Source organism: Arthrobacter cupressi (assembly GCF_900099975.1).
GTDB lineage: Bacteria > Actinomycetota > Actinomycetes > Actinomycetales > Micrococcaceae > Arthrobacter > Arthrobacter cupressi.
In genome coordinates this window covers 13634-37317 of the sequence record NZ_FNEI01000019.1, presented here as the reverse complement: position 1 = coordinate 37317, position 23684 = coordinate 13634, and the positions used below count along the sequence as shown (strand labels likewise).

Annotated in this window: 25 protein-coding genes and 1 tRNA gene; 18 read left to right on the top strand and 8 right to left on the bottom strand. The window is 67.2% G+C overall.

The genetic code is table 11. The annotated features are described in order from the left end of the window. The first annotated feature begins 62 nt into the window (after positions 1-62). The 7 genes from BLP88_RS17245 to BLP88_RS17215 all read left to right on the top strand — a co-directional run bounded on the left by BLP88_RS17245 (position 63) and on the right by BLP88_RS17215 (position 6351). Positions 63-1046, top strand: coding sequence for an NAD(P)H-quinone oxidoreductase (locus BLP88_RS17245; protein WP_074591255.1), 984 nt, complete (start codon positions 63-65; stop codon positions 1044-1046). Between the two features lie 48 nt (positions 1047-1094). Beyond that, on the top strand, positions 1095-1646 hold the full coding sequence (locus BLP88_RS17240; protein ID WP_074591253.1) for a PadR family transcriptional regulator: 552 nt from the start codon (positions 1095-1097) through the stop codon (positions 1644-1646). A gap of 72 nt (positions 1647-1718) precedes the next feature. Continuing rightward, entirely contained in the window at positions 1719-4007 is a 2289-nt protein-coding gene (locus tag BLP88_RS17235) for a carbon starvation CstA family protein (protein WP_074591251.1), read from the top strand. Then, positions 4007-4219 carry a YbdD/YjiX family protein gene (locus BLP88_RS17230; RefSeq protein ID WP_074591249.1) on the top strand — a complete coding sequence of 71 codons (213 nt, stop codon included), beginning with the start codon at positions 4007-4009 and terminating at the stop codon, positions 4217-4219. The genes BLP88_RS17235 and BLP88_RS17230 overlap by 1 nt, the downstream gene beginning before the upstream one ends. Before the next feature lie 65 nt (positions 4220-4284). Further along, positions 4285-4941, top strand: coding sequence for a bacterial proteasome activator family protein (locus tag BLP88_RS17225; RefSeq protein ID WP_074591247.1), 657 nt, complete (start codon positions 4285-4287; stop codon positions 4939-4941). 7 nt (positions 4942-4948) lie between these two features. Next, positions 4949-5389: a hypothetical protein gene (locus tag BLP88_RS17220; RefSeq protein ID WP_074591245.1), complete on the top strand. Its 441-nt coding sequence runs from the start codon at positions 4949-4951 to the stop codon at positions 5387-5389. 122 nt (positions 5390-5511) lie between these two features. Then, positions 5512-6351 carry an aldo/keto reductase gene (locus tag BLP88_RS17215; protein ID WP_074591243.1) on the top strand — a complete coding sequence of 280 codons (840 nt, stop codon included), beginning with the start codon at positions 5512-5514 and terminating at the stop codon, positions 6349-6351. A 144-nt stretch (positions 6352-6495) separates the two neighbouring features. Here BLP88_RS17215 and BLP88_RS17210 read toward each other — a convergent pair. Then, positions 6496-6568, bottom strand: a tRNA-Thr gene (locus tag BLP88_RS17210). A gap of 293 nt (positions 6569-6861) precedes the next feature. On the opposite strand from BLP88_RS17210, the gene BLP88_RS17205 reads away from it, so the two are divergent. Continuing rightward, positions 6862-7596, top strand: coding sequence for an HAD-IA family hydrolase (locus BLP88_RS17205; RefSeq protein WP_139163442.1), 735 nt, complete (start codon positions 6862-6864; stop codon positions 7594-7596). A 39-nt stretch (positions 7597-7635) separates the two neighbouring features. Here BLP88_RS17205 and BLP88_RS17200 read toward each other — a convergent pair whose 3' ends face one another. From BLP88_RS17200 to tmk, 3 genes are read right to left on the bottom strand one after another with little or no spacing between them, the layout of a single operon-like run. Next, positions 7636-9222 carry an alpha/beta hydrolase gene (locus BLP88_RS17200; protein WP_139163440.1) on the bottom strand — a complete coding sequence of 529 codons (1587 nt, stop codon included), beginning with the start codon at positions 9220-9222 and terminating at the stop codon, positions 7636-7638. Between the two features lie 45 nt (positions 9223-9267). After that, the gene (locus BLP88_RS17195) at positions 9268-10413 is read right to left on the bottom strand and encodes a DNA polymerase III subunit delta' (RefSeq protein WP_074591239.1); all 1146 of its coding nucleotides are present in this window, start codon (positions 10411-10413) and stop codon (positions 9268-9270) included. Continuing rightward, positions 10410-11069, bottom strand: coding sequence for a dTMP kinase (gene tmk, locus BLP88_RS17190; RefSeq protein ID WP_074591237.1), 660 nt, complete (start codon positions 11067-11069; stop codon positions 10410-10412). Before tmk ends, BLP88_RS17195 begins: the two co-directional genes overlap by 4 nt. A gap of 58 nt (positions 11070-11127) precedes the next feature. On the opposite strand from tmk, the gene BLP88_RS17185 reads away from it, so the two are divergent. Then, the gene (locus tag BLP88_RS17185) at positions 11128-12312 is read left to right on the top strand and encodes a trans-sulfuration enzyme family protein (RefSeq protein WP_074591236.1); all 1185 of its coding nucleotides are present in this window, start codon (positions 11128-11130) and stop codon (positions 12310-12312) included. A 17-nt stretch (positions 12313-12329) separates the two neighbouring features. Beyond that, complete coding sequence (locus tag BLP88_RS17180) at positions 12330-12680, top strand: DUF2516 family protein (RefSeq protein ID WP_074591235.1); 351 nt, start codon at positions 12330-12332, stop codon at positions 12678-12680. A gap of 4 nt (positions 12681-12684) precedes the next feature. On the opposite strand, the gene BLP88_RS17175 is transcribed toward BLP88_RS17180, so the two are convergent. Beyond that, positions 12685-13512 carry a class I SAM-dependent methyltransferase gene (locus BLP88_RS17175; RefSeq protein WP_074591233.1) on the bottom strand — a complete coding sequence of 276 codons (828 nt, stop codon included), beginning with the start codon at positions 13510-13512 and terminating at the stop codon, positions 12685-12687. Positions 13513-13656: 144 nt separating this feature from the next. On the opposite strand from BLP88_RS17175, the gene BLP88_RS17170 reads away from it, so the two are divergent. Then, positions 13657-14403 carry a phosphoglyceromutase gene (locus BLP88_RS17170; protein ID WP_074591231.1) on the top strand — a complete coding sequence of 249 codons (747 nt, stop codon included), beginning with the start codon at positions 13657-13659 and terminating at the stop codon, positions 14401-14403. Positions 14404-14474: 71 nt separating this feature from the next. On the opposite strand, the gene phoU is transcribed toward BLP88_RS17170, so the two are convergent. Next, positions 14475-15128: a phosphate signaling complex protein PhoU gene (gene phoU / locus BLP88_RS17165; protein ID WP_074591229.1), complete on the bottom strand. Its 654-nt coding sequence runs from the start codon at positions 15126-15128 to the stop codon at positions 14475-14477. A gap of 221 nt (positions 15129-15349) precedes the next feature. On the opposite strand from phoU, the gene BLP88_RS17160 reads away from it, so the two are divergent. Both BLP88_RS17160 and BLP88_RS17155 read left to right on the top strand, forming a co-directional pair. Further along, entirely contained in the window at positions 15350-16555 is a 1206-nt protein-coding gene (locus BLP88_RS17160) for a sensor histidine kinase (protein ID WP_074591227.1), read from the top strand. Beyond that, positions 16552-17232: a response regulator transcription factor gene (locus BLP88_RS17155; RefSeq protein ID WP_074591225.1), complete on the top strand. Its 681-nt coding sequence runs from the start codon at positions 16552-16554 to the stop codon at positions 17230-17232. Before BLP88_RS17160 ends, BLP88_RS17155 begins: the two co-directional genes overlap by 4 nt. A 106-nt stretch (positions 17233-17338) precedes the next feature. Here the strand turns inward: BLP88_RS17155 and BLP88_RS17150 are convergent, their stop codons facing one another. Continuing rightward, positions 17339-17914: a hypothetical protein gene (locus tag BLP88_RS17150; protein WP_074591223.1), complete on the bottom strand. Its 576-nt coding sequence runs from the start codon at positions 17912-17914 to the stop codon at positions 17339-17341. 296 nt (positions 17915-18210) lie between these two features. On the opposite strand from BLP88_RS17150, the gene BLP88_RS17145 reads away from it, so the two are divergent. From BLP88_RS17145 to rlmB, 5 genes are all read left to right on the top strand, one after another. After that, positions 18211-18693 (top strand): CarD family transcriptional regulator, encoded by a 483-nt coding sequence (locus BLP88_RS17145; RefSeq protein WP_011690592.1) that lies wholly within the window; start codon positions 18211-18213, stop codon positions 18691-18693. A 70-nt stretch (positions 18694-18763) separates the two neighbouring features. Further along, the gene (gene ispD, locus BLP88_RS17140) at positions 18764-19546 is read left to right on the top strand and encodes a 2-C-methyl-D-erythritol 4-phosphate cytidylyltransferase (RefSeq protein ID WP_074591221.1); all 783 of its coding nucleotides are present in this window, start codon (positions 18764-18766) and stop codon (positions 19544-19546) included. Further along, the gene (gene ispF / locus BLP88_RS17135) at positions 19546-20079 is read left to right on the top strand and encodes a 2-C-methyl-D-erythritol 2,4-cyclodiphosphate synthase (protein ID WP_074591219.1); all 534 of its coding nucleotides are present in this window, start codon (positions 19546-19548) and stop codon (positions 20077-20079) included. Before ispD ends, ispF begins: the two co-directional genes overlap by 1 nt. Before the next feature lie 9 nt (positions 20080-20088). After that, a complete protein-coding gene (cysS, locus tag BLP88_RS17130) occupies positions 20089-21546 on the top strand; it encodes a cysteine--tRNA ligase (protein ID WP_074591217.1) in 1458 nt (485 codons plus the stop codon). 106 nt (positions 21547-21652) lie between these two features. After that, the gene (gene rlmB / locus BLP88_RS17125; RefSeq protein ID WP_074591215.1) at positions 21653-22639 is read left to right on the top strand and encodes a 23S rRNA (guanosine(2251)-2'-O)-methyltransferase RlmB; all 987 of its coding nucleotides are present in this window, start codon (positions 21653-21655) and stop codon (positions 22637-22639) included. 173 nt (positions 22640-22812) lie between these two features. On the opposite strand, the gene BLP88_RS17120 is transcribed toward rlmB, so the two are convergent. Next, positions 22813-23625, bottom strand: coding sequence for a carbon-nitrogen hydrolase family protein (locus tag BLP88_RS17120; RefSeq protein ID WP_074591213.1), 813 nt, complete (start codon positions 23623-23625; stop codon positions 22813-22815). Between the last annotated feature and the right edge of the window lie 59 nt (positions 23626-23684).

The following is a 23684-nucleotide window of genomic DNA, read 5'->3' as shown; positions in this document are numbered from 1 at the left end:
CCCGCAGCGGGCTCTTTGGCCGCAGCGGCCGCGCACCATCACGCAAGGAATCGGGAGCACCCATGAAAGCCGTCTACATTTCCGAACCCGGCGGGCCGGAAGTCCTTGAGATCCGTGAGGTTCCCGCGCCGGTTCCCGGCCCCGGCGAGGTGCTGATCGACGTCGTCGCGGCCGGCCTCAACCGGGCCGATGTCCAGCAGCGGCGCGGCTTCTACCCGCCGCCCCCGGGGGCCTCCGAGGTTCCGGGCCTCGAGGTTTCCGGCCGCATCGCGGCCTTCGGCCCGGAGGTCAGCAAGCCGTTCAGCGTAGGGGACAAGGTGGTGGCGCTGCTCGCCGGCGGCGGCTACGCCCAGCAGGTTGCGGTCCCTGCCGAACAGGTCCTCAAAGTGCCCGACGGCGTCGACCTCGTCACCGCTGCCGCCTTGCCTGAAGTGGCGGCAACCGTGTACTCCAACCTCGTGATGACCGCGCAGCTGCAGCCGGGTGAAACGGTCCTGATCCACGGCGCCACCGGCGGCATCGGAAGCATCGCCATCCAGCTGGCAAAGGCCTGTGGGGCAAAGGTCGCCACCACCGCCGGCTCGGCCGAAAAGGCCAGCACCGCCAAGGCCTACCTCGGTGCGGACATCGTGATCAACTACGTCGAAGAGGACTTCGCCGAAAGCCTCAAGGCACAAAACGGCGGCCGCGGCGCGGACGTGATCCTCGACGTCGTCGGCGCGAAGTACCTGAAGCAGAACGTCGAAGCGCTCGCTGACTACGGGCGGCTCGTGGTGATCGGCCTGCAGGGCGGGACAAAAGGCGAAATCGATCTTGGCCAGCTCCTCAGCAAGCGCGCGGCGGTCATCGGAACCACGCTGCGCTCCCGTCCGGTGGCGGAAAAGGGCATGATCATGAACGCTGTCCGTGACAACGTCTGGCCACTGTTCAGTGACGGCCGCATCAATCCGCTCGTGGCCAAGTCGTTCCCGCTGGAGCAGGTCCGCGAAGCCCACCACTACTTCGATTCCGGCGAACACATGGGCAAGGTGCTCCTGCTCCTCTGAGCGGCCGTGGCAGCAGGCCTTGCGAAAAGCCCGTGAAAAGGAGGGACCATGGCCATCCGGCATGGCATCCTGGCCCTGCTCCAGGACAAAGCCCGCTACGGCTATGAACTCCGGGCGGAGTTCGAAGCCCGCACCGGCGGGGTCTGGCCGCTGAACATCGGGCAGGTCTATTCCACCCTGGACCGGCTGGAACGTGACGGCCTGGTGGTCCGGGAAGGGTCCGACGGCGAGGGCCACGTGGTGTACAGCCTCAGCCCGGCGGGCCGGGACGACGTGGAGCAGTGGTTTTCGACGGCGGCGAACCGTTCCTCTACGCCCCGGAACGAGCTCGCCATCAAGCTCTCGCTCGCCGCCACCCTGCCCGGATCGGAGTTGCCCACGATCATCCAGGAGCAGCGTGACGCCTCGCTGGCGAAGCTGCAGGAACTGAACCAGCTGCGCAAGGACGTCCCGGCCGGGCCGCGGGCCGAGGACATCGCCCGGATCATGGTCCTGGATTCGCTCGTGTTCCAGCTCGAAGCAGAGCTGCGCTGGCTGGACCTCTGCGAGGCCAGGCTGGTCCACACCGGGCAGATCGCCGCCGTGCTTCCCGAGGTCTAGCCTCGCCGGTTTCGTCGCCGGGCCTTGCTACAGTGCCGCGTAGGCCATAACCACTGTTCTCAAGGAGGAGCCATGGGTACTCAGCCGAACGGGAAAGATGCGGAATCCGTTCAAGCGCACGTCCTCGAACTCGACCCGGAGCTGCCGCCGCCCGCAGTGGACGACGCCGTCAGGGAAGCCGAGGAGCGGCGGTGGACTCCCGGGAAGATCGCCCTATGGATGGTGGTGTCGCTGCTCGGAGCGGTGGCCTGGTTCATGGTGGCCCTGGTCCGGGGCGAGACCGTCAACGCGATCTGGTTCGTCTTCGCGGCCGTTTGCACGTACCTCATCGGGTACCGCTTCTACTCCAAGGTCATTGAGCGCTACTTGCTGAAACCCGATGACCGCCGGGCCACGCCGGCGGAGTACAAGGCCGACGGCAAGGACTACGTCCGCACGGACCGGAACGTGCTTTTCGGCCACCATTTCGCCGCGATCGCCGGAGCCGGTCCTCTTGTGGGGCCGATCATCGCCGCCCAGATGGGGTACCTGCCGGGCACCATCTGGATCATCATCGGCGTCGTCCTCGCCGGCGCCGTCCAGGACTACCTGGTGATGTTCTTCTCAATGCGCCGCGGCGGTCGCTCGCTGGGACAGATGGCACGCGAAGAGCTCGGCGTGGTGGGCGGCACCGCGGCCCTCGTGGCCACGCTGCTCATCATGATCATCATCGTGGCGATCCTCGCGCTGGTGGTGGTCAACGCCCTCGGCGAGAGCCCGTGGGGTGTTTTCTCGGTGGGCATGACCATCCCCATCGCGCTCTTCATGGGCGTCTACCTGCGCTTCCTGCGGCCCGGCAAAGTCATGGAAGTTTCGATCATCGGGTTCGTCCTGCTGATGGCCGCGATCATCGGCGGCGGCATGGTGGCCGGCACCGAATGGGGTGCCTCCTTCTTCCACCTGGATAAGACCACCATCGCCTGGGGCATCATCGTCTACGGCTTCATCGCCGCCATCCTGCCGGTCTGGCTCCTCCTGGCGCCGCGGGACTACCTGTCAACGTTCATGAAGATCGGCGTGATCGTCATGCTTGCCGTGGCCATCATCGTGGTGCGGCCCGAAATCACCGTGCCGGCCTTCAGTGAATTCGCCGGCCGGGACAACGGCCCGGTGTTCTCGGGGGCGCTGTTCCCCTTCCTGTTTGTCACCATCGCCTGCGGCGCCCTCTCCGGCTTCCATGCCCTGATTTCCTCGGGCACCACCCCCAAGCTGGTCGAAAAGGAACGCCAAACCCGCTTCATTGGCTACGGCGGCATGCTCATGGAATCCTTCGTTGCCATCATGGCCCTGGTGGCCGCAATCTCGATCGACCGCGGCATCTACTTCGCCATGAACGCGCCCGTTGCGTTGACCGGCGGCACCGTTGAAACCGCCGCCCAGTGGGTCAACAGCCTGGGCCTGTCCGGCGTCAACATCGCCCCGTCGGACCTCGCGCAAACCGCGCAGAACGTCGGCGAGCCCAGCATCGTGTCGCGTTCGGGCGGCGCCCCGACGCTCGCCGTCGGCCTGGCGCACATCATGCAGCAGTTCATCGGCGGCACCGCGATGATGGCGTTCTGGTACCACTTCGCCATCATGTTCGAGGCACTGTTCATCCTCACCGCCGTGGACGCAGGCACGCGCGTTGCCCGTTTCATGCTGCAGGACTCCATCGGCAACTTCGTCCCGAAGTTCAAGGAGGCGTCCTGGCGGCCGGGCGCCTGGCTGTGCACAGCCGTCATGGTGGGTGCCTGGGGAGCGGTGCTGCTGATGGGCGTCACGGACCCGCTGGGCGGCATCAACACCCTGTTCCCGCTGTTTGGCATCGCCAACCAGTTGCTTGCCGCGATCGCCCTCGCCGTTTGCATGGCCATCGCGGCCAAACGGGGCTCCTTCAAGTTCCTGTGGATCGTCGGAGTGCCGCTGGCGTTTGCCGCCGTCGTGACCATCACCGCGAGCTTCCACAAGATCTTTTCCCCGGTTCCCGCCGTGGGTTACTTCGCGAACAACGCCGCCTTCGCCAAGGCCCTGGCCGACGGCAAGACGGAGTTCGGCACGGCCAAGACCGTGGCCGCCATGGAGGCGGTGGTCCGCAACACCATGGTCCAGGGTGTGTTGTCGGTGGTCTTCGTGGTGCTCAGCATCATCGTGATCATCACCGCGATCCTCGCAACGGTGAAGGCGTTCCGGGACGGCGGCGGCCACGATCATGAGGACGCCCCGCGGCCGTCCCGTGTCTTCGCGCCGGCCGGGCTGTTCCCGACGGCGGCCGAGCGCGAGCTTGCCGCCGCCTGGGCCAAGGTCCCCGCGGCCAAGCGCTTCGAGCGGCCGGGGCATCACTGATGGCCCGGCCAGAGGCGGTGGCGGCCCCGTTGCTCCGCGGACTCCGCGGCGTCGCCGCCTACTTCCGGGGCGTCATGGGCGCCGACGCTTACCGGAAATACCTGGAGCACCATGAGGCCTGCGGCCACTCCACTGCGCCGATGAATGAAAGACAGTTCTGGCGGGAACGCATGGACCGCCAGGACACGGAGCCGCAGGGAAGGTGCTGCTGAACCCGCAGCCACAACCGGAAGAAACGAACGGCGGGCCGCTTGCGGCCCCGTGAGAGTATGAAGCCATGAGCGATCTGGACGCGACTGAGGAAAGCAAGAGCGTTGACGACATCCCCGTCGAGGGAACCACCATCGACGACGGATCCGCGGTGCCCGCCGCTGCGGCCGAGGCCGGCAAGGACGGCGACGGCAAGGCCGGTTCCAAGAAGCCGAACCATCTTCAGGACCTCGTTGACGAGCCGGCCAAAGTCATGCGGATCGGCACCATGGTCAGGCAGCTCCTCGAAGAAGTGAAGAGTGCCCCGCTCGACGACGCCGCGCGCGGCCGGCTTGCCGAGATCCACGAACGCTCCATCAGGGAACTCGAGGACGGGCTGGCCCCGGAGTTGATCGAGGAGCTCGAACGGATCAGCCTGCCGTTCCCCGAGGACAAACCGCCATCGGACGCCGAGCTCCGGATCGCCCAGGCCCAGCTGGTCGGCTGGCTGGAAGGGCTCTTCCACGGGATCCAGGCCGCGATGGCCGCGCAGCAGGCCGCCCGGGAACACGCCGCGGCCCAACTGCAGCTGCGCCAGCTGCCGCCCGGAACCATGATTGCGCCCGGCGTCGTCATCGGCGCCAACGGCGAACCGCAGCGTGCCCCGGCACACCGGGGTGAACCAGGTCCAGGCCGGCCCGGAACTGCCGAGGACCCGGACCACGGTCCCGGCCAGTATCTCTGAGCTTCGCTTGGGTATCTTTGGGGAGCTCCGTCAAGGGCGGAGGGACGACGCCGAACTCGGCAAGGGGCTGTGGCGGCGTGCCCATGACCGTTTTCACCGCGGCCTTGACCGGTACCACCAGGTGCTGGAGGGTGTGGAGGACGAGCGGCTGTACGGCGAGCTCGTGGTGATCGCCAATGAGCTGGCGGAACTGTCCGCCCGGGTGCGGGCGGTGTGCATCGAGGCACAGCGGCTGGCACCCAGCGAAGGCCTGGACATCCCGGGGCAGCTCTCCGGCGTCCACCGGGCCTTGTCCAAGGCGGGTAACTCCCTTGCGACGACGGCGGAGGCGGCCGCGATGCTGCGCCTCGCCGCTCCTGCTGCCCCTGCAGGTGCGGCATCGGTGCGCCGCCGGGCCGAAGCGGTCCATGAGCATGTCGACGAGGCCGAGCGCCTGATGCGCCGCTAGGCGGCCCGCCGGTGGCCGATAGGTGCACGCGCGCTTATTCAAAGGCTGCAATTATTAAGCGCCTAGCTTAGCCGCCGTAAAAAGCCGTGACCTTCTTCGGGCGCGGCTGGCAGGATGGGGCCATGACTTCCACCCCGAATCTGACTTTTAACGACGGCAACTCCATTCCCCAGCTCGGCTACGGGGTGTGGCAGGTTGCGGATGACGTAGCCGAAAAGGTGGTCCGCCAGGCCTTCGAGGCCGGCTACCGCCACATCGACACCGCCAAGATCTATGGCAACGAGGCCGGCGTGGGCCGCGCCATCGCAGCATCCGGCCTGAAGCCCGAGGATCTCTTCATTACCACCAAGCTGTGGAACGCCGACCAGGGCTACGAGTCCACGCTCGAGGCGTTCGAGTCCTCCTTGGATCGCCTCGGCCTGGCGACCCTGGACCTCTACCTGATCCACTGGATGCAGCCCAAGCGGGACAAGTACGTGGACACCTGGAAGGCGCTCATCGAGCTGCAGAAGAGTGGCCGGGTCAAAAGCATCGGTGTCTCCAACTTCAGCAAGGAAGGCCTGCAGCGACTGATCGACGAGACCGGTGTGGTTCCGGCCATCCACCAGATCGAGCTGCACCCCTTCTTCAACCAGGCGGAACTGCGGGAATTCAACGCCGCCAACGGCATCCTTACCCAGGCCTGGTCCCCGCTGGGCCAGGGCGGCGAGCTGCTGGCCGACGAAACGATCGCCGGCATCGCCGCCAAGCACGGCGCCACCCCCGCGCAGGTCGTCATCGCCTGGCACCTGGCCATCGGCAACGTCGTGATCCCGAAATCGGTCACCGAATCCCGGATCGTGGAGAACTTCGCAGCCCTCGGCGTCACCCTTGACGCGGCGGACATCGAAGCAATCAACGGCCTGGACCGCGGCGCCGAAGGCCGCATTGGCCCGGACCCGGCGGTTTCCGACTTCGCCTAATCACGTTTAGATAGAGGTCCCGCGCCCGCTCCCGAGCGCGGGACCTTTGGCGTTTTCAGGCTCCGTCGTAGTGGTCCCGGGAACGAAAGCGGCCCGGGGAAACAAACAAGCCCCGCCATTCCAAGGAATGGCGGGGCTTTTCCGAGCTTCGTATCAGAATCGAACTGATGACCTTTTCATTACGAGTGAAACGCTCTACCGACTGAGCTAACGAAGCACCGCGGTTCTTCCGGAAGGACCGGCTGAATCACGCAAGACACAACTGTAGTGGAGCCACCGCGCCCGGGTCAAAACGGTTCCGGGTGGCCTGGGGGCCCTCCACCGGACTGCCGGAAAGCCTGCCGTTTTGGCCGCCGGAAACAGGGTTGGGACGGAGTTCATCCGGCAGACAGCCATGGTTCAGCGGGCCGTCGCGGGCCGGGCCGAAGCTGGGCGGAATACCGTGGCCGTTGATGCCGGCCACCGACGCCGGGGCCTGTACAGGTCCACCAGCAAAGGGGAGCGATGAGCATGGACAGCGAGGGGTCAACCGGGAACCGTGACGGCCTAATACGGCCCCCACGCCTGCGGCTGGCGGTCCTGGACATGGTGGGTACCACCATCACGGACGACGGCCGCACCGAACAGGCCATGGCCCGGGCCCTGATCGAACACGGCGTAGAGCCGGGATCCACCCGCTTCGAGAGCATGCTCGGCTATGCGCGGGACACCATGGGGTATTCGAAGCTGACGGTCTTCACGCATCTCTTCGACGAACCGCGGCTGGCCGAAAGCGCCAACAAGACCTTCGAGCTGGCATACGACGAGCTGATCGCCGATGGCGGTGTCCGCGCCATTCCGGGCGCCGCGGACACCATCGCCTGGCTGCGGAATGCCGGGATGAAGGTCTGCCTGGCCACGGGTTTCGGCCGGCACACCCAGAACATGGTCCTCGAGTCCCTCGGCTGGATGGGGGAGGCGGACCTCAGCCTGTGCCCGGACGACGCCGGCCGCGGCCGCCCGTACCCGGACATGATCCTCACCGCCGTGCTCGCCCTCGACCTGGACGATGTCCGCGAGGTTGTGGTCGTCGGTGACACCAGCTCGGACATGCTTTCCGGAGTCCGGGCAGGTGCCTCCTCCGTGGTGGGGGTCCTCAGCGGCTCCCATTCGGAGGCGACGCTCCGCGCCGCGGGCGCCACCGCCGTCGTGCCGTCCATCAGGGACCTTCCGGCGCTGCTGGAACCCCGCGCCGCGCGGTTGTAGCGAAGCCAGGGGACCGCGGCTGCCGCTACGAAAAGAAGGTCAGCAGCGGGTGCCGTCCGCCGGCACCTTGCCGTTGAGGAAGTAGTCGTCGACGGCGGTGGAGACGCAGCGGTTGGAGCGGCCGTAGGCGGTGTGGCCTTCGCCGTTCCAAGTCACCAGGGACGCGTTGCCGAGTTGCTTCTGCATGGCCTGCGCCCAGGCGAGGGGGGTGGCGGGGTCGCCGGTGGTGCCGATGACGACGATGGGTGCCTGGCCGGTGTACTTGGCCGGTGCCGGCGACCCGACCGGCTTGAACGGCCAGTCCTTGCAGTTCACCCCGCCGTAGGCGAAGTACGGGCCGAAAGTGGGCGCCAGCTTCGTGAGCCGCGCCGCCTCCGTCCGCATGCCGGCGGTGTCGGTGACCATGGGGTAGTCGAGGCAGTTGATCGCGTTGAATGCGAAGCCGGTGTTGGAGTTGTAGGTGCCATCAGGATTGCGGTCGGCCCCGAGATCGGCGATGCGCAGCATGAGGGACACATCGCCTTCGAACGCCGCGCTCAGCGCCTGCGTCAGCACCGGCCATGAGGCGTCGTCGTAGAGCGGCGTGTAGAGGCCGCTGACCAGGGTGGGCCCGGTGACCAGGCGCCCGTCGTCGGCCGTTTCCGGGTTGGCATCGACGGCGGACACCAGATCCCGGATCTGCTGCATCCCGTCGTCCACGCTGCCGGACAACGGGCAATCCGCCTGGCCGAGGCAGTCCTCCACATAGCTGCGCAAGGCATTTTCGAAGGCAACCACCTGCTGGGCCGTCAGCTCCTCGTTGCTGAGCGCCAGGTCAACGGCTCCGTCGAGCACGAGCCGGCCCACGTTGTCCGGGAAGAGTTCCGAATAGGTGGCGCCGAGCGAGGTTCCGTAGGAGTAGCCCAGGTAGTTCAGCTTGGAATCGCCGAGCAAGGCGCGCAGGACGTCCATGTCCTTGGCCGAGCTTTCGGTGTCGATGTGCCCCAGCGCCGGGCCGGACTTCTCCACGCACTTGGCGATGATGTCCTTGTTGTCGGCAAGGGCCGCCTGGAGGCCGGCATCGGTGTTGAGGCGGTACACCTTTTCGCGGCTTTCATCCCGCTCGATGTCGCTGAGGCACGTCACCGGGGCCGAACGCTTCACGCCGCGCGGATCAAAGCCCACCATGTCAAAGCCTGCCCGCAGCTTCGCCGTGAAATGGGTCTTCGCCGCGTCTTTGACGAAGTCGAAGCCGGAGGCGCCCGGACCGCCGGGGTTCACGAGGATGGAACCCTTCTTGCTGCCGCGGGCGGGGAGCCGGATCGCAGCGATGACGATGCTGCCCGACTCGGGGTGGGCGTAGTCCGTGGGGACCTTGATGTTGGCGCACTGGAAGCCGTTCTCGCAGGAACTCCAGTCCACGTTCTGGGAGTAGAAGGACTCCAAGCCTTTCGGAACGGACGCCTTGGCATCCGGGTCCTGCCCGCTGCCGCTGGTCGAGCCGCTTCCGGATCCGCCGCCGAAAGGCACCGAGAAGACGCAGCCGCTGAGCAGCAGGCCCGTAGAAAGTACCGCCGCGATGACGCCCGTAACGCGGCGCCTGGGACTCCGCCGGGGCTTTGCGGGCCGGGGGGTTGCGGGGTTCATGCGGTTCTCCTCAGTGCTGCACGGACGCGGGCCGGGTTCTTGGTGTTACTGGATCAGGCTGCTTGCCATGGACTCCACTGCGAGCAGCGGAGCCACGTTGCTGGTGGTGATCCGGACCCGTGCCGTGTTGATGGCATCCATCCGGGTGAGGGTGGTCTCCGGGGTCGACGCCGCAGCGTAGGCTTCCAGTTCACTCCTGAGTTCAACGTTGACCAGTTCCACGGCGTTCCCCAGCTGGATTACCAGGACGTCCCGGTAGAAGGACAGCAGGTCCGTGAGGGTGCGGTCCAGGGAATCGGTGATCGAGCGCTTGGCACGGCGCTTCTGGTCGTCTTCGAGCTGCTTGATCTGGCTGCGCATGGCCGGCGGCAGGGTGCCGGTCTCCGGCGCCCCGAGGGTCGCCAGAAGCGCGGCCTTCTCGGCGGCATCGCGCTCTTCATTGGAGCTGTTCGCCTCATCCGTGGCGATCTTCACGAGCTTTTCGGCCATCATGACGGCGGCGGTCACTCCGCGCAGGCCCAGCGGGAAACGGACCGTGTCCAGCCTCCGTTCGCGGGCCTCGGGGTCGCGGGCCAGGCGCCGGGCGATCCCCACATGGCTTTGCGCCGCCCGGGCCGCGCGTTCGGCCAGGCCTGGTTCGACGCCGTCGCGCCTCACCAGCAGCGCGGCGACGTCCGCCGCGGGCGGAAGCCGCAGCCCCACCGTGCGGCAGCGCGAGCGGATGGTGACGAGCACGTCCGCGGGGGAGGGAGCGCACAGCATCCAGATGGTGCGGGGCGTTGGTTCCTCGATCGCCTTCAGGAGCACGTTGGTGGTGCGCTCGGCCATCCGGTCGGCATCCTCCACCACGATGATCCGCCACCGGCCCGACGCCGGCCTGTCGCCGGCCTTGGCCACCAGTTGCCGTGCTTCCTCAATGGTGATGGTGACTTTTTCGGTGCGCACGAAGGTCACGTCCGAATGTGTTTCGGCCAGGATCGTGTGGCACGAAGGGCATTCGCCGCAGCCGCGCAGGGTGAGGTCTTCCTGCTCGCAGTTCAAGGCCGCGGCGAAAGCCTTGGCAGCGTTGGACCGGCCGGAACCGGGCGGGCCCGTGAACAGCCAGGCGTGGGTGAGGCCCTCGCCCTGCGCGGCCTGCCGCAACTGGGCCACCACCGGTGCCTGGCCCTCAAGGTCGTCCCAGACGCTCACGGCCTGCCTCCGGACACCGTGGTTTGCAGCAGCTGCCCGACCCGTTCAAGGATGCGTGCGGCCAGGTCCTCCACGGGGTCCTTCGCCGGGAGCACGAGGTAACCCTCCGGGCGGGCCGCGGCCAGTTCCAGGAAGGCGTCGCGGATGCGGGAGTGGAAATCATCCGGTTCGGATTCGAGCCGGTCCTCCCCGGCGTCGCCGGCGGTCCGCCTTTCGCGGCCGTCTTCCGGGTGCACGTCCAGCAGCACCGTCAGGTCCGGTTCGAGGTTTTCGGTGGCCCACTCGTTGAGCTTGCGGACGTCGTCAGTGCCGAGTCCGCGGCCGGCACCCTGGTACGCCACCGAGGAGTCGATGTAGCGGTCGGTTATCACGACGGCGCCCTCCGCCAGGGCGGGCCGGATCACCTGGTGCGCGTGTGCGGCCCGCGAGGCGGCGAACATCAGGGCCTCGGTGCGGGCATCGATGGTGCCGTGGCCGTGGTCCAGGACCAGGGAACGCAGTTTCTCGCCGATGGGCGTTCCGCCCGGTTCACGGGTACGCAGCACGGTGTGGCCGAGGGATTCGAGTGCCCCGGCCAGGCGGGCGGCCTGCGTGGACTTGCCCGCGCCGTCCCCGCCCTCGAAGGCGATGAAGATTCCCCGGCTCTGTGTAGTCACGGTTCTAAGGTTACAGAGGAACCCTGACAGGCTCCGTTCGGGGCCTACGCTTGTACCCATGAGCCTTTCGCGAGAGCACGCGGCGGAACTGTCCGCAGACACGGTGGTGGTGGCGGCTGGCCGCCCGGAACGCGCACACGACGAAGCCGTGAACCCGCCCATTGTCCTGTCCTCCACCTATTACGGTACCGGCGCGCTCGGCGACGGCGACCGCGGCTACGGGCGGTACGCGAACCCCACCTGGGACCCCTTCGAAGAGGCCCTCGCCCAGCTGGAAGGCGCGGAGCTGCCGGGGCTGCTCTATGCCTCGGGCCTCGCGGCGGTCAACTCGGCACTGTCCCTGATTCCCGCCGGCGGCGTGCTGGTGATGCCCTCGCACAGCTACGCCGGTTCCCTCGTCATGGCCGCGGAGCTCGCGGCCAAGGGACTCTTCGAACTGCGCATCGTGGACATCGCCGATACCGACGCGGTGAAGGCCCAGCTGGCCCCGGACGACGGCAAGGCCGCGGACATGCTCTGGGTGGAAAGCCCCACGAACCCGATGCTCGGCATCGCGGACGTTCGTGCCCTCACCCACGCGGCCCACGCCGCCGGGGCAGTCGTCGTCACGGACAACACCTTCTCCACGCCCCTGGTGCAGCAGCCGCTCAGCCTGGGCTCCGACGTCGTGCTCCACTCGGTGACCAAGTACCTGGCCGGCCATTCGGACGTCGTGCTCGGCGCCCTGGTGACCTCCAACCCGGAGATCCGCGCCGAACTGCTGCACCAGCGCACCATCCACGGCGGGATCGCCGGGCCCTTCGAAGCGTGGCTGGCGCTGCGGGGGCTGCGCACCCTGGCCCTGCGCGTTGAACGCTCGCAGGCCTCGGCCGCAACCCTCGCGGAGCGGCTGAAGGGCCACCCGCGGGTCGAAGGCATCCGTTTCCCCGGCCTCCCCGACGATCCCGGCCACGAGCGTGCCAGGAAGCAGATGAAGGGCTTCGGCTCCATCCTCTGCATCCAGGTGGCAGGAGATGCCGGCCGGAGCGCCGCGGATGCCGCGGACGAACTGGTCAAGGCGCTGCGCCTCTGGATCCCGGCGACGTCCCTGGGCGGCGTCGAGTCCCTGATTGAGCGCCGACGCCGGCACACCGCCGAGCCGGAAAGCGTCCCGGAGAACCTGGTCCGGATGAGCGTGGGGATCGAGAACGTCGAGGACCTCTGGGCGGACCTGGAGCAGGCGCTGGGCTCCCTCGACGCCTAGTTGGGTACGCTTGGTCCGTGGACGGAAAATTGTTGATCGGGACCATCCAGGCTGGAATCTATTTCATTCTGGGGTTGATTGCCTTCGGCCTGGAGCTGTGGGCGCTGGTGGACTGCCTGCGCTACAAGCCTGCCCACTTCGAAGCGGCGTTCAAGCGCACCAAGACCTTCTGGCTGGCGATGACCGGCATTTCCGCCGCGGTGGGTGCTTTCTCGGTCTTCCTCGGCGGGGGAGGGCTCGGCCTCTTCGGCATCGCCGCCGTCACGGCCGCCAGCGTCTACCTGGCCGACGTCCGGCCCGCCCTGCGCGAAATCGGCAACAGCGGGCGCAGCCAGGGCCCGTACGGCTCCGGGCCGTACAACTGGTAATACCCTAGGGCCGGTAATCCGGCCCGGGCGCGACCGCCATCCAGTCCACGGTCAGCTCGCCCAGTCTCCAGCGCACAGGCCCGTCCTGGACCGGCCAGCCGGCGTCGCGCAGGGCCGTGCACATGGCCGTCCAGCGCTGGCGCTTGCCGAACGAGGCCATCGGAGCCGCCTCCAGCCATGCCTGGTCCATCGCCTGCAGGAAGGCGTGGATCCTTTCTCCGGGGACGTTGCGGTGGATCAGGGCTTTCGGCAGCCGTTCGGCGATGTCCGAGGGCAATTCAAAGCTGGCGAAACGCACCGAGAAACTCAGGCTGAGTGGTCCTCCCGCGCCGAGCGCCACCCAGCTCATGCGCCGGCCGAGCTCATCGCAGGTGCCGTCGATGAACAGCCCGCCCGGGGCCAGCCGGGAACACACCAGCTCCCAGATCGCGGCCACATCGCCTTCCTCATACTGGCGCAGCACGTTGAAGGCCCGCACCAGCACCGGCTTCCCGGGCACCGGTACCTCGAAGCCGCCCAGCTGGAAGCTCAGGCCGGGCCGCTCCAGTTCCTTGGCCAGCCGCACCCGGTCCGGTTCGATTTCGATTCCGCACACCCGCACGTCGGGCCGGACGGCCTGCAGCCGTTCGAAGAGTTCGACGGCGGTGGCCGGCGAGGCGCCGTAACCCAGGTCCACCACCAAAGGGTCGACGGCGGCGCGCAGCCGCCACGCCTGCGGGCCCACCAGCCAGCGGTCCAGCCGGCGCATGCGGTTGGGATTGGTGGTGCCGCGGGTGATGTTGCCGACGGGTTTGCCCCGTTTTCCCGTTACTCGCTCTGCCTTCTGGACCACAGTCCAAGGGTATGCCCCACCGCCTCCCTCCCCTCGCTGGCGCTCGGCCAGGGAACCCTGGCGGCGTGGGCCCGGGCGCCGGGGCTGCCGCCGTCGGGCGTAACGCCCGGCAACGCCGGGTACCGCTCCGATAGGATGTGGACCATGACTTACAAGCTGATTCTGCTGCGCCACGGCCACAGCGAATGGAACGCCAAGAACCTGTTCACCGGCTGGGTGGACGTCGACCTGAACGACCAAGGCCGCACGGAAGCAGCCCGCGGCGGGGAACTCCTGGTTGAGAACAACGTTCTCCCGGACATCCTCTACACCTCGCTGCTCAAGCGTGCCATCAACACCGCGAACATTGCCCTGGACAAGGCGGACCGCGGCTGGATCCCGGTCAAGCGCGACTGGCGCCTCAACGAGCGCCACTATGGCGCGCTGCAGGGCAAGGACAAGGCCCAGACCCTCGCCGAGTTCGGTGAAGAGCAGTTCATGGAATGGCGCCGCAGCTACGACACCCCGCCGCCCGCCCTCTCCGACGACAGCGAGTTCTCGCAGGCAAACGACCCCCGCTACGCCGGGCTCGGCGACGCCCTGCCGCGCACCGAGTGCCTCAAGGACGTCCTGGTGCGCCTGCTGCCGTACTGGGAATCCGATATCAAGGAAGACCTCAAGGCCGGCAAGACCGTCCTGGTCACCGCGCATGGCAACTCCCTGCGCGCCCTCGTCAAGCACCTCGACGGCATCAGCGACGACGACATCGCCGGCCTGAACATCCCCACCGGCATCCCGCTGGTGTATGAACTGGACGAGGACTTCCAGCCGATCAACCGCGGCGGCACCTACCTCGACCCCGAGGCCGCAGCCGAATCCATCAAGGCTGTCGCCGCCCAGGGCAAGAAATAGGGCCTATCGGCTTAACGACGCCGGCCGCTTACCTCGCGAGGTAAGCGGCCGGCGTCGTTGTTAAGGGAGTGTTAGAACCCTTCCGGCTGCCACTCGCCGGTGACCAGGTAGCTGACCTTGCGGGCCACCGAGACGCCGTGGTCGGCGAAGCGTTCAAAGTAGCGGCTCGCCAGGGCGACGTCCACGGTGGTCGACGGCGTCTCCTGCCAGGCGGGTTCTGCGATCGTCTTGAAGACGCTCAGGTGGAGGTCATCGAGAGCGATGTTCAGCTTGAGGATGTCCCGGGCCACTTCCAGGTCCCGTGTTTCCAGCAGCTGGGTGACCTTCAGGCTGATCTCGAGGTCCAGCTGCGCCATTTCCTTGAAGGTGGCGGTCAGGGCCTCGGGGATGACGGTGGCCGGGAAACGCAGGCGGGCCAGCTGCGCCACGTGGCGGGCAAGGTCGCCCATGCGCTCCAGCGAAGCGCTCATCCGCAGCGAACCCACGATCATGCGCAGGTCGCTGGCCACGGGGCCCTGCAGGGCGAGGATGTCGATGGCCCGTTCGTCCAGGCTGTTCTGCAGGAAGTCGATCCGGGCGTCGGCCGCGATCACTTCCTGAGCCAAGTCCACGTCGGCACCCTCGAACGCCGTGGTCGCGTTCCGGATCGCCTCCGTGACCAGCTTTGAGATCTCGATGAGGTCTTCACCCACCTGGGTGAGTTCCTCCTGAAAAACCTTGCGCACGTGGCGTCCTCTCTTCGTACTTTCCTGCAGTACATTCGTGCAGTACATCCATGCGGTGCGGCGGGTATGGCGCGCACTGCTGTGGGGTCCAACCAGCAAGGGTGGCAGCGCGTGGTGAACGGCTGCGCATCTTTAGATGAACGTTAGTTGAACCAGGCCTGTTTGGCTGCGCAAGCCGGAATTGCCGTGTTTTGAACGCATATGCTGGATTCGTGGATCCAGTGCTCATCGGTGTCATCGCAGGCCTTATCGGCTTGTCCTGCGGTGTCTTGGGTGTGCTCGCCTTCAGGCTCAGCGAGCGTCAGCGCACCATCACTGATGTCGACGTCGACGAGCCGCTCCTGCCGGAAGGGGCGGCGGAAGTCCTGTCCGTCGTCGGGCGCGCGTTTGTGGTGGTCGACGCGATCGACGGCGTTGTGCGGGCCAGCCCCGCCGCCTACGCCTACGGGCTCGTCCGCGGGCATACCGTGGTCCACAAGCAACTGCTCGACATGACCGCCAAGGTCCGCCGCGACGGCGTCATCCTGGAGGAAACCCTCGAACTTCCCCGCGGCCCCATGGGCAAGGGCAGCATCGTGGTCCAGGTCCGGGCGGCCATGCTCGGCTGGGAATACATCGTGCTGCTGGCCGACGACCGCACCGAAATCACCCGCACCGAAGAAATCCGCAACGACTTCGTCGCGAACGTCTCGCACGAGCTGAAGACGCCGGTGGGCGCCATCTCGCTGCTGGCGGAGGCCCTCGAGGCGAGTCCGGACGACGAGGAAGCCGTCCGCCGCTTCGCCCGCCGCATGCACAAGGAGTCCGGCCGGCTGGCCGCGCTGGTGCAGGACATCATCGAACTTTCCCGGCTGCAGGGCGCCAACGTGGCCCAGCAGGGCCATACCGTGGACATCAACAACGTGGTGGCCGAGGCCGTGGACCGTTCCCAGCTTCCTGCCGAAAGCAAGAACATCACCATCGTGGTGGGGGGACGCAGCGAATCCCGGGTCTTCGGCGACCAGGACCTGCTGGTCACGGCCCTGCGCAACCTGATCGACAACGCCATCCGCTACTCGCCGGAGAACACAAGGGTGGGCGTCGGCGTCCGGGTGAAGGAGGGCGTCGTAGCCATCTCCGTCACCGATCAGGGCGAGGGCATCGGCCCCGAGGAACAGGAACGGGTCTTCGAACGGTTCTACAGGGTGGATGCCGCCCGTTCCCGCCAGACCGGCGGCACGGGGCTGGGCCTGAGCATCGTCAAGCACGTGGTGTCCAACCACGGCGGCGAGGTGACCCTGTGGTCCCAGCCGGGCCAGGGATCCACCTTCACCATCCGGCTGCCTGAGCTTGAGGGCCAGGACGCCGACGACGCCGGGGCGGCATCCCGCGGCGCGATTCAGACCGCGGGCGCGGCAAGCGCCCATGAGCAAGGAGCAAGTGCTTGAGCAGGATACTCATTGTGGAGGACGAGGAGTCCTTCAGCGACCCCTTGTCCTATTTGCTGGGCAAGGAAGGTTTCGACGTCCAGGTGGTGGACAACGGCAGCGACGCCCTCGTGGAATTCGACCGCAACGGTGCCGATCTTGTGCTCCTGGACCTCCAGCTGCCGGGCACCCCCGGAACCGAGGTCTGCCGCCAGCTGCGCCAGCGCTCGGGCGTGCCCGTGATCATGCTGACCGCCAAGGACTCGGAAATCGACAAGGTGGTGGGCCTGGAGCTCGGCGCAGACGACTACGTCACCAAGCCGTACTCCTCCCGCGAACTCGTGGCCCGCGTCCGCGCCGTGCTCCGCCGGCAGGGCGAACCCGAAGAACTCATCACGTCCACCGTCCAGGCAGGTCCGGTGCGCATGGACATCGAACGGCATGTCGTCAGCGTGAACGGCGAACAGGTGTCGCTGCCGCTGAAGGAGTTCGAACTCCTGGAAATGCTCCTCCGCAACTCCGGCCGTGTGCTGACCCGCGGCCAACTGATCGACCGCGTATGGGGATCCGACTATGTCGGCGACACCAAGACCCTGGACGTCCACGTCAAGCGCCTGCGCGGCAAGATCGAACCGGACCCCTCGGCGCCCCGCTACCTGGTGACAGTCCGGGGCCTCGGCTACAAGTTCGAGCCGTAAGCCGCTCCGGAGCGTGTAAGAGTCGGATGACACACAAGGAGGGCCTCCCCGCGGGGAGGCCCTCCTTGTGTATTTCCGCTGTTCGCCTGTGGCGGCGATGCGCTCCTTAGTGGCCCGACTCGCTCGGAGTCGCTGCCGGTTCGGTGGCGTGGTCGCCCTCGTGGCTTGCGCCTTCGCTTGAGGTGGAGCCCGGGGTCGCCGTCGGGGTTGCGCCGGCCGGCAGGTACTTCTGGTACTCAACCAGGGAGCCGTCCATGACCGGGACCTGGAGCTTCGCGGTCTCGGACCCGGAGGCGATGGACACCGTCACCAGGGAGCCCGGGTTGCCGCCGGTGCTGCTCAGGATCGCCGAGTCGCTGTCTTCGTTGAGGTAGGTCTCCGACTTCGCCTTCACCGGGATGCTGGTCTGGGCGCCATTCGCGCCGTCGATCACCAGGGTGGCGTCGCTGGAGCCCTGGTTGAACACGGCGCCGATCACGCGGCCCGGCTTGTCCGTGCCGGTGGAGACAATCACGATGTTGCGCAGCTGCAGCGAACCGAGGTCGGCTTTGACTCCGTCCGAGGCTGCGTACTGGTGGCTGGTCTGCTGGGCGTTGATGTAGCCACAACCCGTTACGGACAGAAGGCCGGCACCGATGGCCACAGCCGCCATGGCCAGCTTCCCGCGCTGGACACGGTTCATCGCAGTTTTGCGCACGACACGTACTCCTCTAAGAGGTCATTGGAACACTTTTCAGCCATAGCCTATCGGCAAACCGGGCGAAACAAGGATTCGTGTGCGCAATGTGGCTGCCGTCCGGGAAGGCCGCCGGGTTCCCTCCAGCCCGCCCACATGCACCTTTGGGCGCGTTCGTCAAGGGGGTTCGCCAGGGGCAAATTGGCCCACTTCCGCGTGATTCCGGGGTTCCTGCCCGTCGTCCCGGCCAGTCGTATGCCTTAAACGTGATAAACTAGTCTGCGGGAAAGGGGAAAGTCCACATGGTTTTTGAGGTCGGCGAGACAGTAGTTTACCCTCACCACGGTGCAGCGAAAATTGAGGAAATCAAGATGCGCACCATCAAGGGCGAAGAGAAGATGTATCTCAAGCTCAAGGTGGCTCAGGGTGATCTGACCATTGAAGTGCCAGCAGAGAACGTTGACCTTGTTGGGGTTCGTGACGTAGTGGGCAAGGAAGGCCTGGAGCACGTTTTCGACGTCCTCCGCGCCGAGTTCACCGAAGAGCCCACCAACTGGTCGCGTCGTTACAAGGCAAACCTGGAGAAGCTTGCTTCCGGTGACGTCATCAAGGTCGCAGAGGTCGTACGTGACCTGTGGCGCCGCGATCACGACAGGGGCCTCTCCGCCGGTGAAAAGCGGATGTTGGCCAAGGCCCGCCAGATTCTGATTTCGGAATTGGCCCTGGCGGAAAAGACCGACGAAGAGAAAGCCGCAAGCGTTCTCGACGAGGTTCTGGCTTCCTAAGAATTGAACCCCGGCAGCACCCACGGTGCCGCCGGGGTTTCTTTTTGCCCGCTCACGTAGGCTTGGGCGCATGACTACACCATCCCGGCACGGGGCGACTGCCGTCGTCGTCGTGGCCGCAGGCTCGGGCCAGCGGCTCGGTTACGGCATGCCCAAGGCGAAAGTGCCCCTCGGCGGGGAAGCGATCCTGACCCATGCTCTGCGGGGCGTCGCCGCCGCCGGTGTTGCCCGGCAGATCTGCGTGGCGCTTCCCGAGGGGGACGCCGAGTTGAGGGCGTTGTGCGAGGCTTTCGCCGCGGAGAACGGCGACGACGGGCCGCTGCTGACCGTCGTCGACGGCGGAACCACCCGGGCGGAGTCCGTTCGTGCAGCGCTGGGCGCCATTCTCGAAGGCACCCGCTGGGTACTGGTCCACGACGCCGCCCGCGCCCTCGCCCCGGAACGGGTCTTCCACCGGGTGTCGGATGCCCTGGCGGCCGGCGCGAAGGCAGTCATCCCGGCGACGCCCGTCGTGGACACGGTGAAGACCGTCGTCGAAACCAAGGGCGGCGATTCCGCGATCGCGCCCGAACTGGTCACCGGGACGGCGCCCCGCGAGCAACTCCGTGCAGTCCAGACACCCCAGGGATTCGAACTGGAAACCCTCCTGCAGGCCCATGCCGCCGCCGAATCCTTCAACGAGATCCAGTCTGCGGCCATCACCGACGACGCCATGCTGGTGGAAAGCCTCGGCACCCCGGTGCATGTGGTGCAGGGGGCGAGCCAGTCGCTCAAGATCACCACGCCCTTGGACCTGATCATCGCCGAAGGCCTGCTGGAAGGCCCGCTGGGCATGCGCTGGGTGGAGGGCTGATGGGCGCGGGAGGGCGGGTGATCCTGCCGCGGACCGGCATCGGCGTGGACGTGCACGCCTATGCTGCCGGGGACGACCCGCAACCCCTGTGGCTGGGCGGGCTGTTCTGGGAGGGTGAACGCGGGCTGTCCGGCCATTCCGACGGCGACTGCGTCGCCCATGCAGCGGCGGACGCCCTGTTTTCCGCCTGCGGCATCGGCGACCTCGGCACACATTTCGGTACCGACCGGCCCGAGTACGCCGGTGCGTCCGGGACCACCCTGCTGGGCGAGGCTGCGAGGATTGTGCGGGAAGCCGGCTTCGAGATTGGCAACATTGCGGTGCAGTTCGTCGCCAATAGGCCCAAGTTCGGGCCCCGGCGCGAGGAGTCGCAACGGGTGCTCAGCGCCGCCGCCGGGGCCCCGGTCAGCGTCACCGCAACCACCAGCGACGGCCTGGGCTTCACCGGACGCGGCGAAGGCATCTCCGCCGTCGCCACCGCCCTCGTCTACCCGGTGGCCGGGAGCCCTTCGGAAGACCGGCCCATCGGATAATCTGGTGCGGTGACCCTGCGCTTTTACGACACCGCCTCCGCCGAAGTCCGCGACTTCGTTCCCCTCGAAGCCGGAAAGGCCAGCGTCTACTACTGCGGTGCCACCGTGCAGGGCATGCCCCACGTGGGCCATGTGCGTTCCGCGATCGCCTTCGACCAGCTGACCCGCTGGCTCGACTACCGCGGGCTGCGCGTCACTGTGGTCCGCAACGTCACCGACATCGACGACAAGATCCTGGCGAAGTCCGCGGATTCCTTCCGTGCGGACTTCCAGGACGAGCCCGGGGCTGTGCTGGAAGAGGAGTGGTGGGCGCTGGCCTACCGCTACGAGCAGGAATTTGAGAAGGCCTACGAGGCCCTCGGCGTGCAGCGTCCCACCTACGAACCACGCGCCACCGGCCACATCCCGGAGATGCATGCCCTCATCCAGCGGCTCATCGACCGCGGCCACGCCTACCCGGCCCTGGACGATTCGGGCGATGTCTATTTCGACGTCCGTTCCTGGGACGGATACGGCTCCCTGACCCGGCAGAAGATCGACGACATGCAGGCCGCCCCCGACGCCGACCCCCGCGGCAAGAAGGACCCCCGCGACTTCGCGCTCTGGAAGGGACACAAGGCGGACGATCCGGAGACTGCCAGTTGGGCCTCGCCGTGGGGCGCAGGACGTCCCGGCTGGCACCTCGAATGCTCTGCAATGGCCTCCAAGTACCTCGGCGCCCGCTTCGACATCCACGGCGGTGGCCTGGACCTGCGCTTCCCGCACCACGAAAACGAGATGGCGCAGTCCCAGGCGGCGGGGGACGGTTTTGCGAACTTCTGGATGCACAACGGCATGGTCACCTTCGAAGGTGAAAAGATGTCCAAGTCCATCGGCAACACCATCAGCCCAGCCGAGATGTTGGAGCTCGCGCCGCCCAGGGTGGTCCGCTACTACCTGGGGCAGGCCCACTACCGCTCGGTGCTCGACTACCGGCCGACCTCCCTGCAGGAAGCAGCCGCCGCCGTAGAACGCATTGACGGGTTCATCAGCCGCGCCACCCGTACCCTGGCCTCGGCCGACGGTAGCCCCCTCGCCGCCGGGCACGGCAGGGTGCCGGAAGCCTTCGAAGCCGCGATGGATGACGACCTCAACGTGCCGCAGGCCCTGGCGGTCCTCCACGAAACCGTCCGCTCCGGCAACGCCGCGCTCACGGCCGGTGAACTCGACGCCGCACGCCAGGCCCTGGTCTCCGTCTCGGACATGCTGCGGGTCCTGGGCATCAGCGAGGCCGCCGCTCCGGCCCGGGACGATCAGGCAAACGAAGCCTTGAAGGTGCTCGTGGAAGCCCAGCTCGAAGCCCGCGCGCGGGCGCGAGCCAGCAAGGACTGGCCGGCCTCGGACGCCATCCGCGACACCCTCGCCGCCGCGGGGATCGTCGTCGAAGACAACGCCGACGGCGCCACCTGGAGCCTCAAGCGCGACTGATCCCGCCGCCCCGCGGAGCCCGGGCCGGGACCCCTGCAGCCGAATTGCAGGGGTTCAGTAGACTTGACTCCAGACTCAATCAATTCAAACAAGGGTGGAAACAACCATGGCCAACAACGGTCGCCGGGCGGTCAAGAAGAAGAAAGGCCCCTCCGTCGGAACCGGCGGCCACGGTCGGAAGGCGCTGGAAGGCAAAGGCCCCACGCCCAAGGCCGAGGACCGTGTGTACCACAAGGCCTTCAAGAACAAGCAGCTTGCCGAGCGTTCCGCCGCCAAGCGCGTCGGCGCGCGCCCGGGCCAGGGTGCCCGCTCCGGCCCGAAGGGCCGCGCCACCGAAGAGGTCGTAACGGGCCGGAACTCCGTGGTCGAGGCCCTGCGTGCCGGCATCCCCGCCAAGGCCCTGCACGTGGCCATCCGGATCGACGTGGACGAACGCGTCCGCGAATCCCTCAAGATCGCCGCCGAACGCGGCATTCCGCTGCTGGAAACCGGCAAGCCCGAACTTGACCGGATGACCGACGACGCCGTGCACCAGGGCCTCGTGCTGCAGATTCCGCCCTACGAGTACGAAGACGACTACGAGCTCGCGGAGGAAACCCTCGCCAAATGGAAGAAGGGGCACATTGCCAACGCCCCGCTCTTCGTCGCACTCGACGGCATCACCGACCCCCGCAACCTCGGTGCCATCATCCGTTCGGTGTCGGCGTTCAGCGGCCACGGCGTGATCGTCCCCGAGCGCCGTTCCGTGGGCGTCACCGCCTCCGCATGGAAGACCAGCGCCGGTGCCGCGGTCCGCGTGCCGGTGGCCCGCGCGTCGAACCTGAATAACACCTTGAAGCAGTTCAAGGAGATGGGCATCTACGTGCTGGGGCTCGACGGCGGCGGCGACGTCTCGCTGCCCGACCTCACCCTGGCCACCGAACCGGTCTGCATCGTGGTGGGTTCCGAAGGCAAGGGCCTCAGCCGCCTCGTCCGGGAGAACTGCGACCAAATCGTCTCCATCCCGATCGACTCGGCCATGGAATCGCTGAATGCCTCCATGGCGGTGGGCATCTCCCTGTACGAAGTCTCGCGGCAGCGGGCGGCTAAGTAGGCCTCTGGCTGCGGCTTGGGAGCGGCACGGCTGCCATCCTCCGCGTGCTGCTCCTTCGTCGCTTTGACGCACGCTTCCGGATGACGGCCGCGCCGCATCTAGCGGCACGTTGCCGTACTTAACGGCAAACGCTCCTTTGTCTTCTGGCAGGGAGCGTTTGCCGTTTTTTGTTGTTAGAAATCGCGGCGGTTGGCTAGGACTGGGAGTTTGGATCTGGCTTCCTGTACGACGGCGGGGTCCAGGTCTGCGAAGAGGAGGCCCGGGGCGCCGCCGAGGCTTTCCAGGACCTCGCCGAACGGTGAGACCACCATCGAATGTCCGACGCCTGTGGGGGCCGCTCCCTTCGGCTCCACGCCCTGGGTGGCCGGGTCGCCCTGCCCGCAGGCAAGGACGAAGGTGGTGGTGTCCACCGCGCGTGCGCGGGCAAGCAGCTGCCACTGGTCCACTTTGCCCGGGCCTGAACCCCAGGAGGCGGACACGATGTTCACCACGGCGCCGCGCGCCGCGTTTGCCGTGAAAAGGGCCGGGAAGCGGATGTCGTAGCAGGTCGCCAGCCCGAAGGTGAGGCCGCCGGCGTCGAACGTCACAGGAGCTGTCCCGGCGTCCACGGTGTCCGATTCGGCGAAGCCGAACGCGTCGAAAAGGTGGATCTTGTCGTAACTGGCCTCAACGCCCGGGCCGGTGGCCAGGAGGGTGTTCCGGACCTTGCTGTTGCTGCTGCCGTCCGCGGCGCGTCCGGGGGTGAACATCCCGGCGACGATCACGATTCCCAACTCGGCTGCGATCCGCCGGACTGCGGCGGCCCACGGCCCGTCCGTGTCTTCGGCGATGTCGGTCAGCGAATTCCCGAACGCCCGCATCGTTGCTTCGGGGAACACCACCAACCCGGCGCCGCCGTCCTTGGCCTGCCGGGCGTAGTCTTCAAGCTGTTCCAGGTTTGCCGCGAGGTCGCGGCCGGTAATGATCTGAGCGAGCGCAATGCGCATGGCACCTCCACGGGCGGGAATGACCAGAGCGGACATGTCCAGTATGCCGGGGGTGGGCG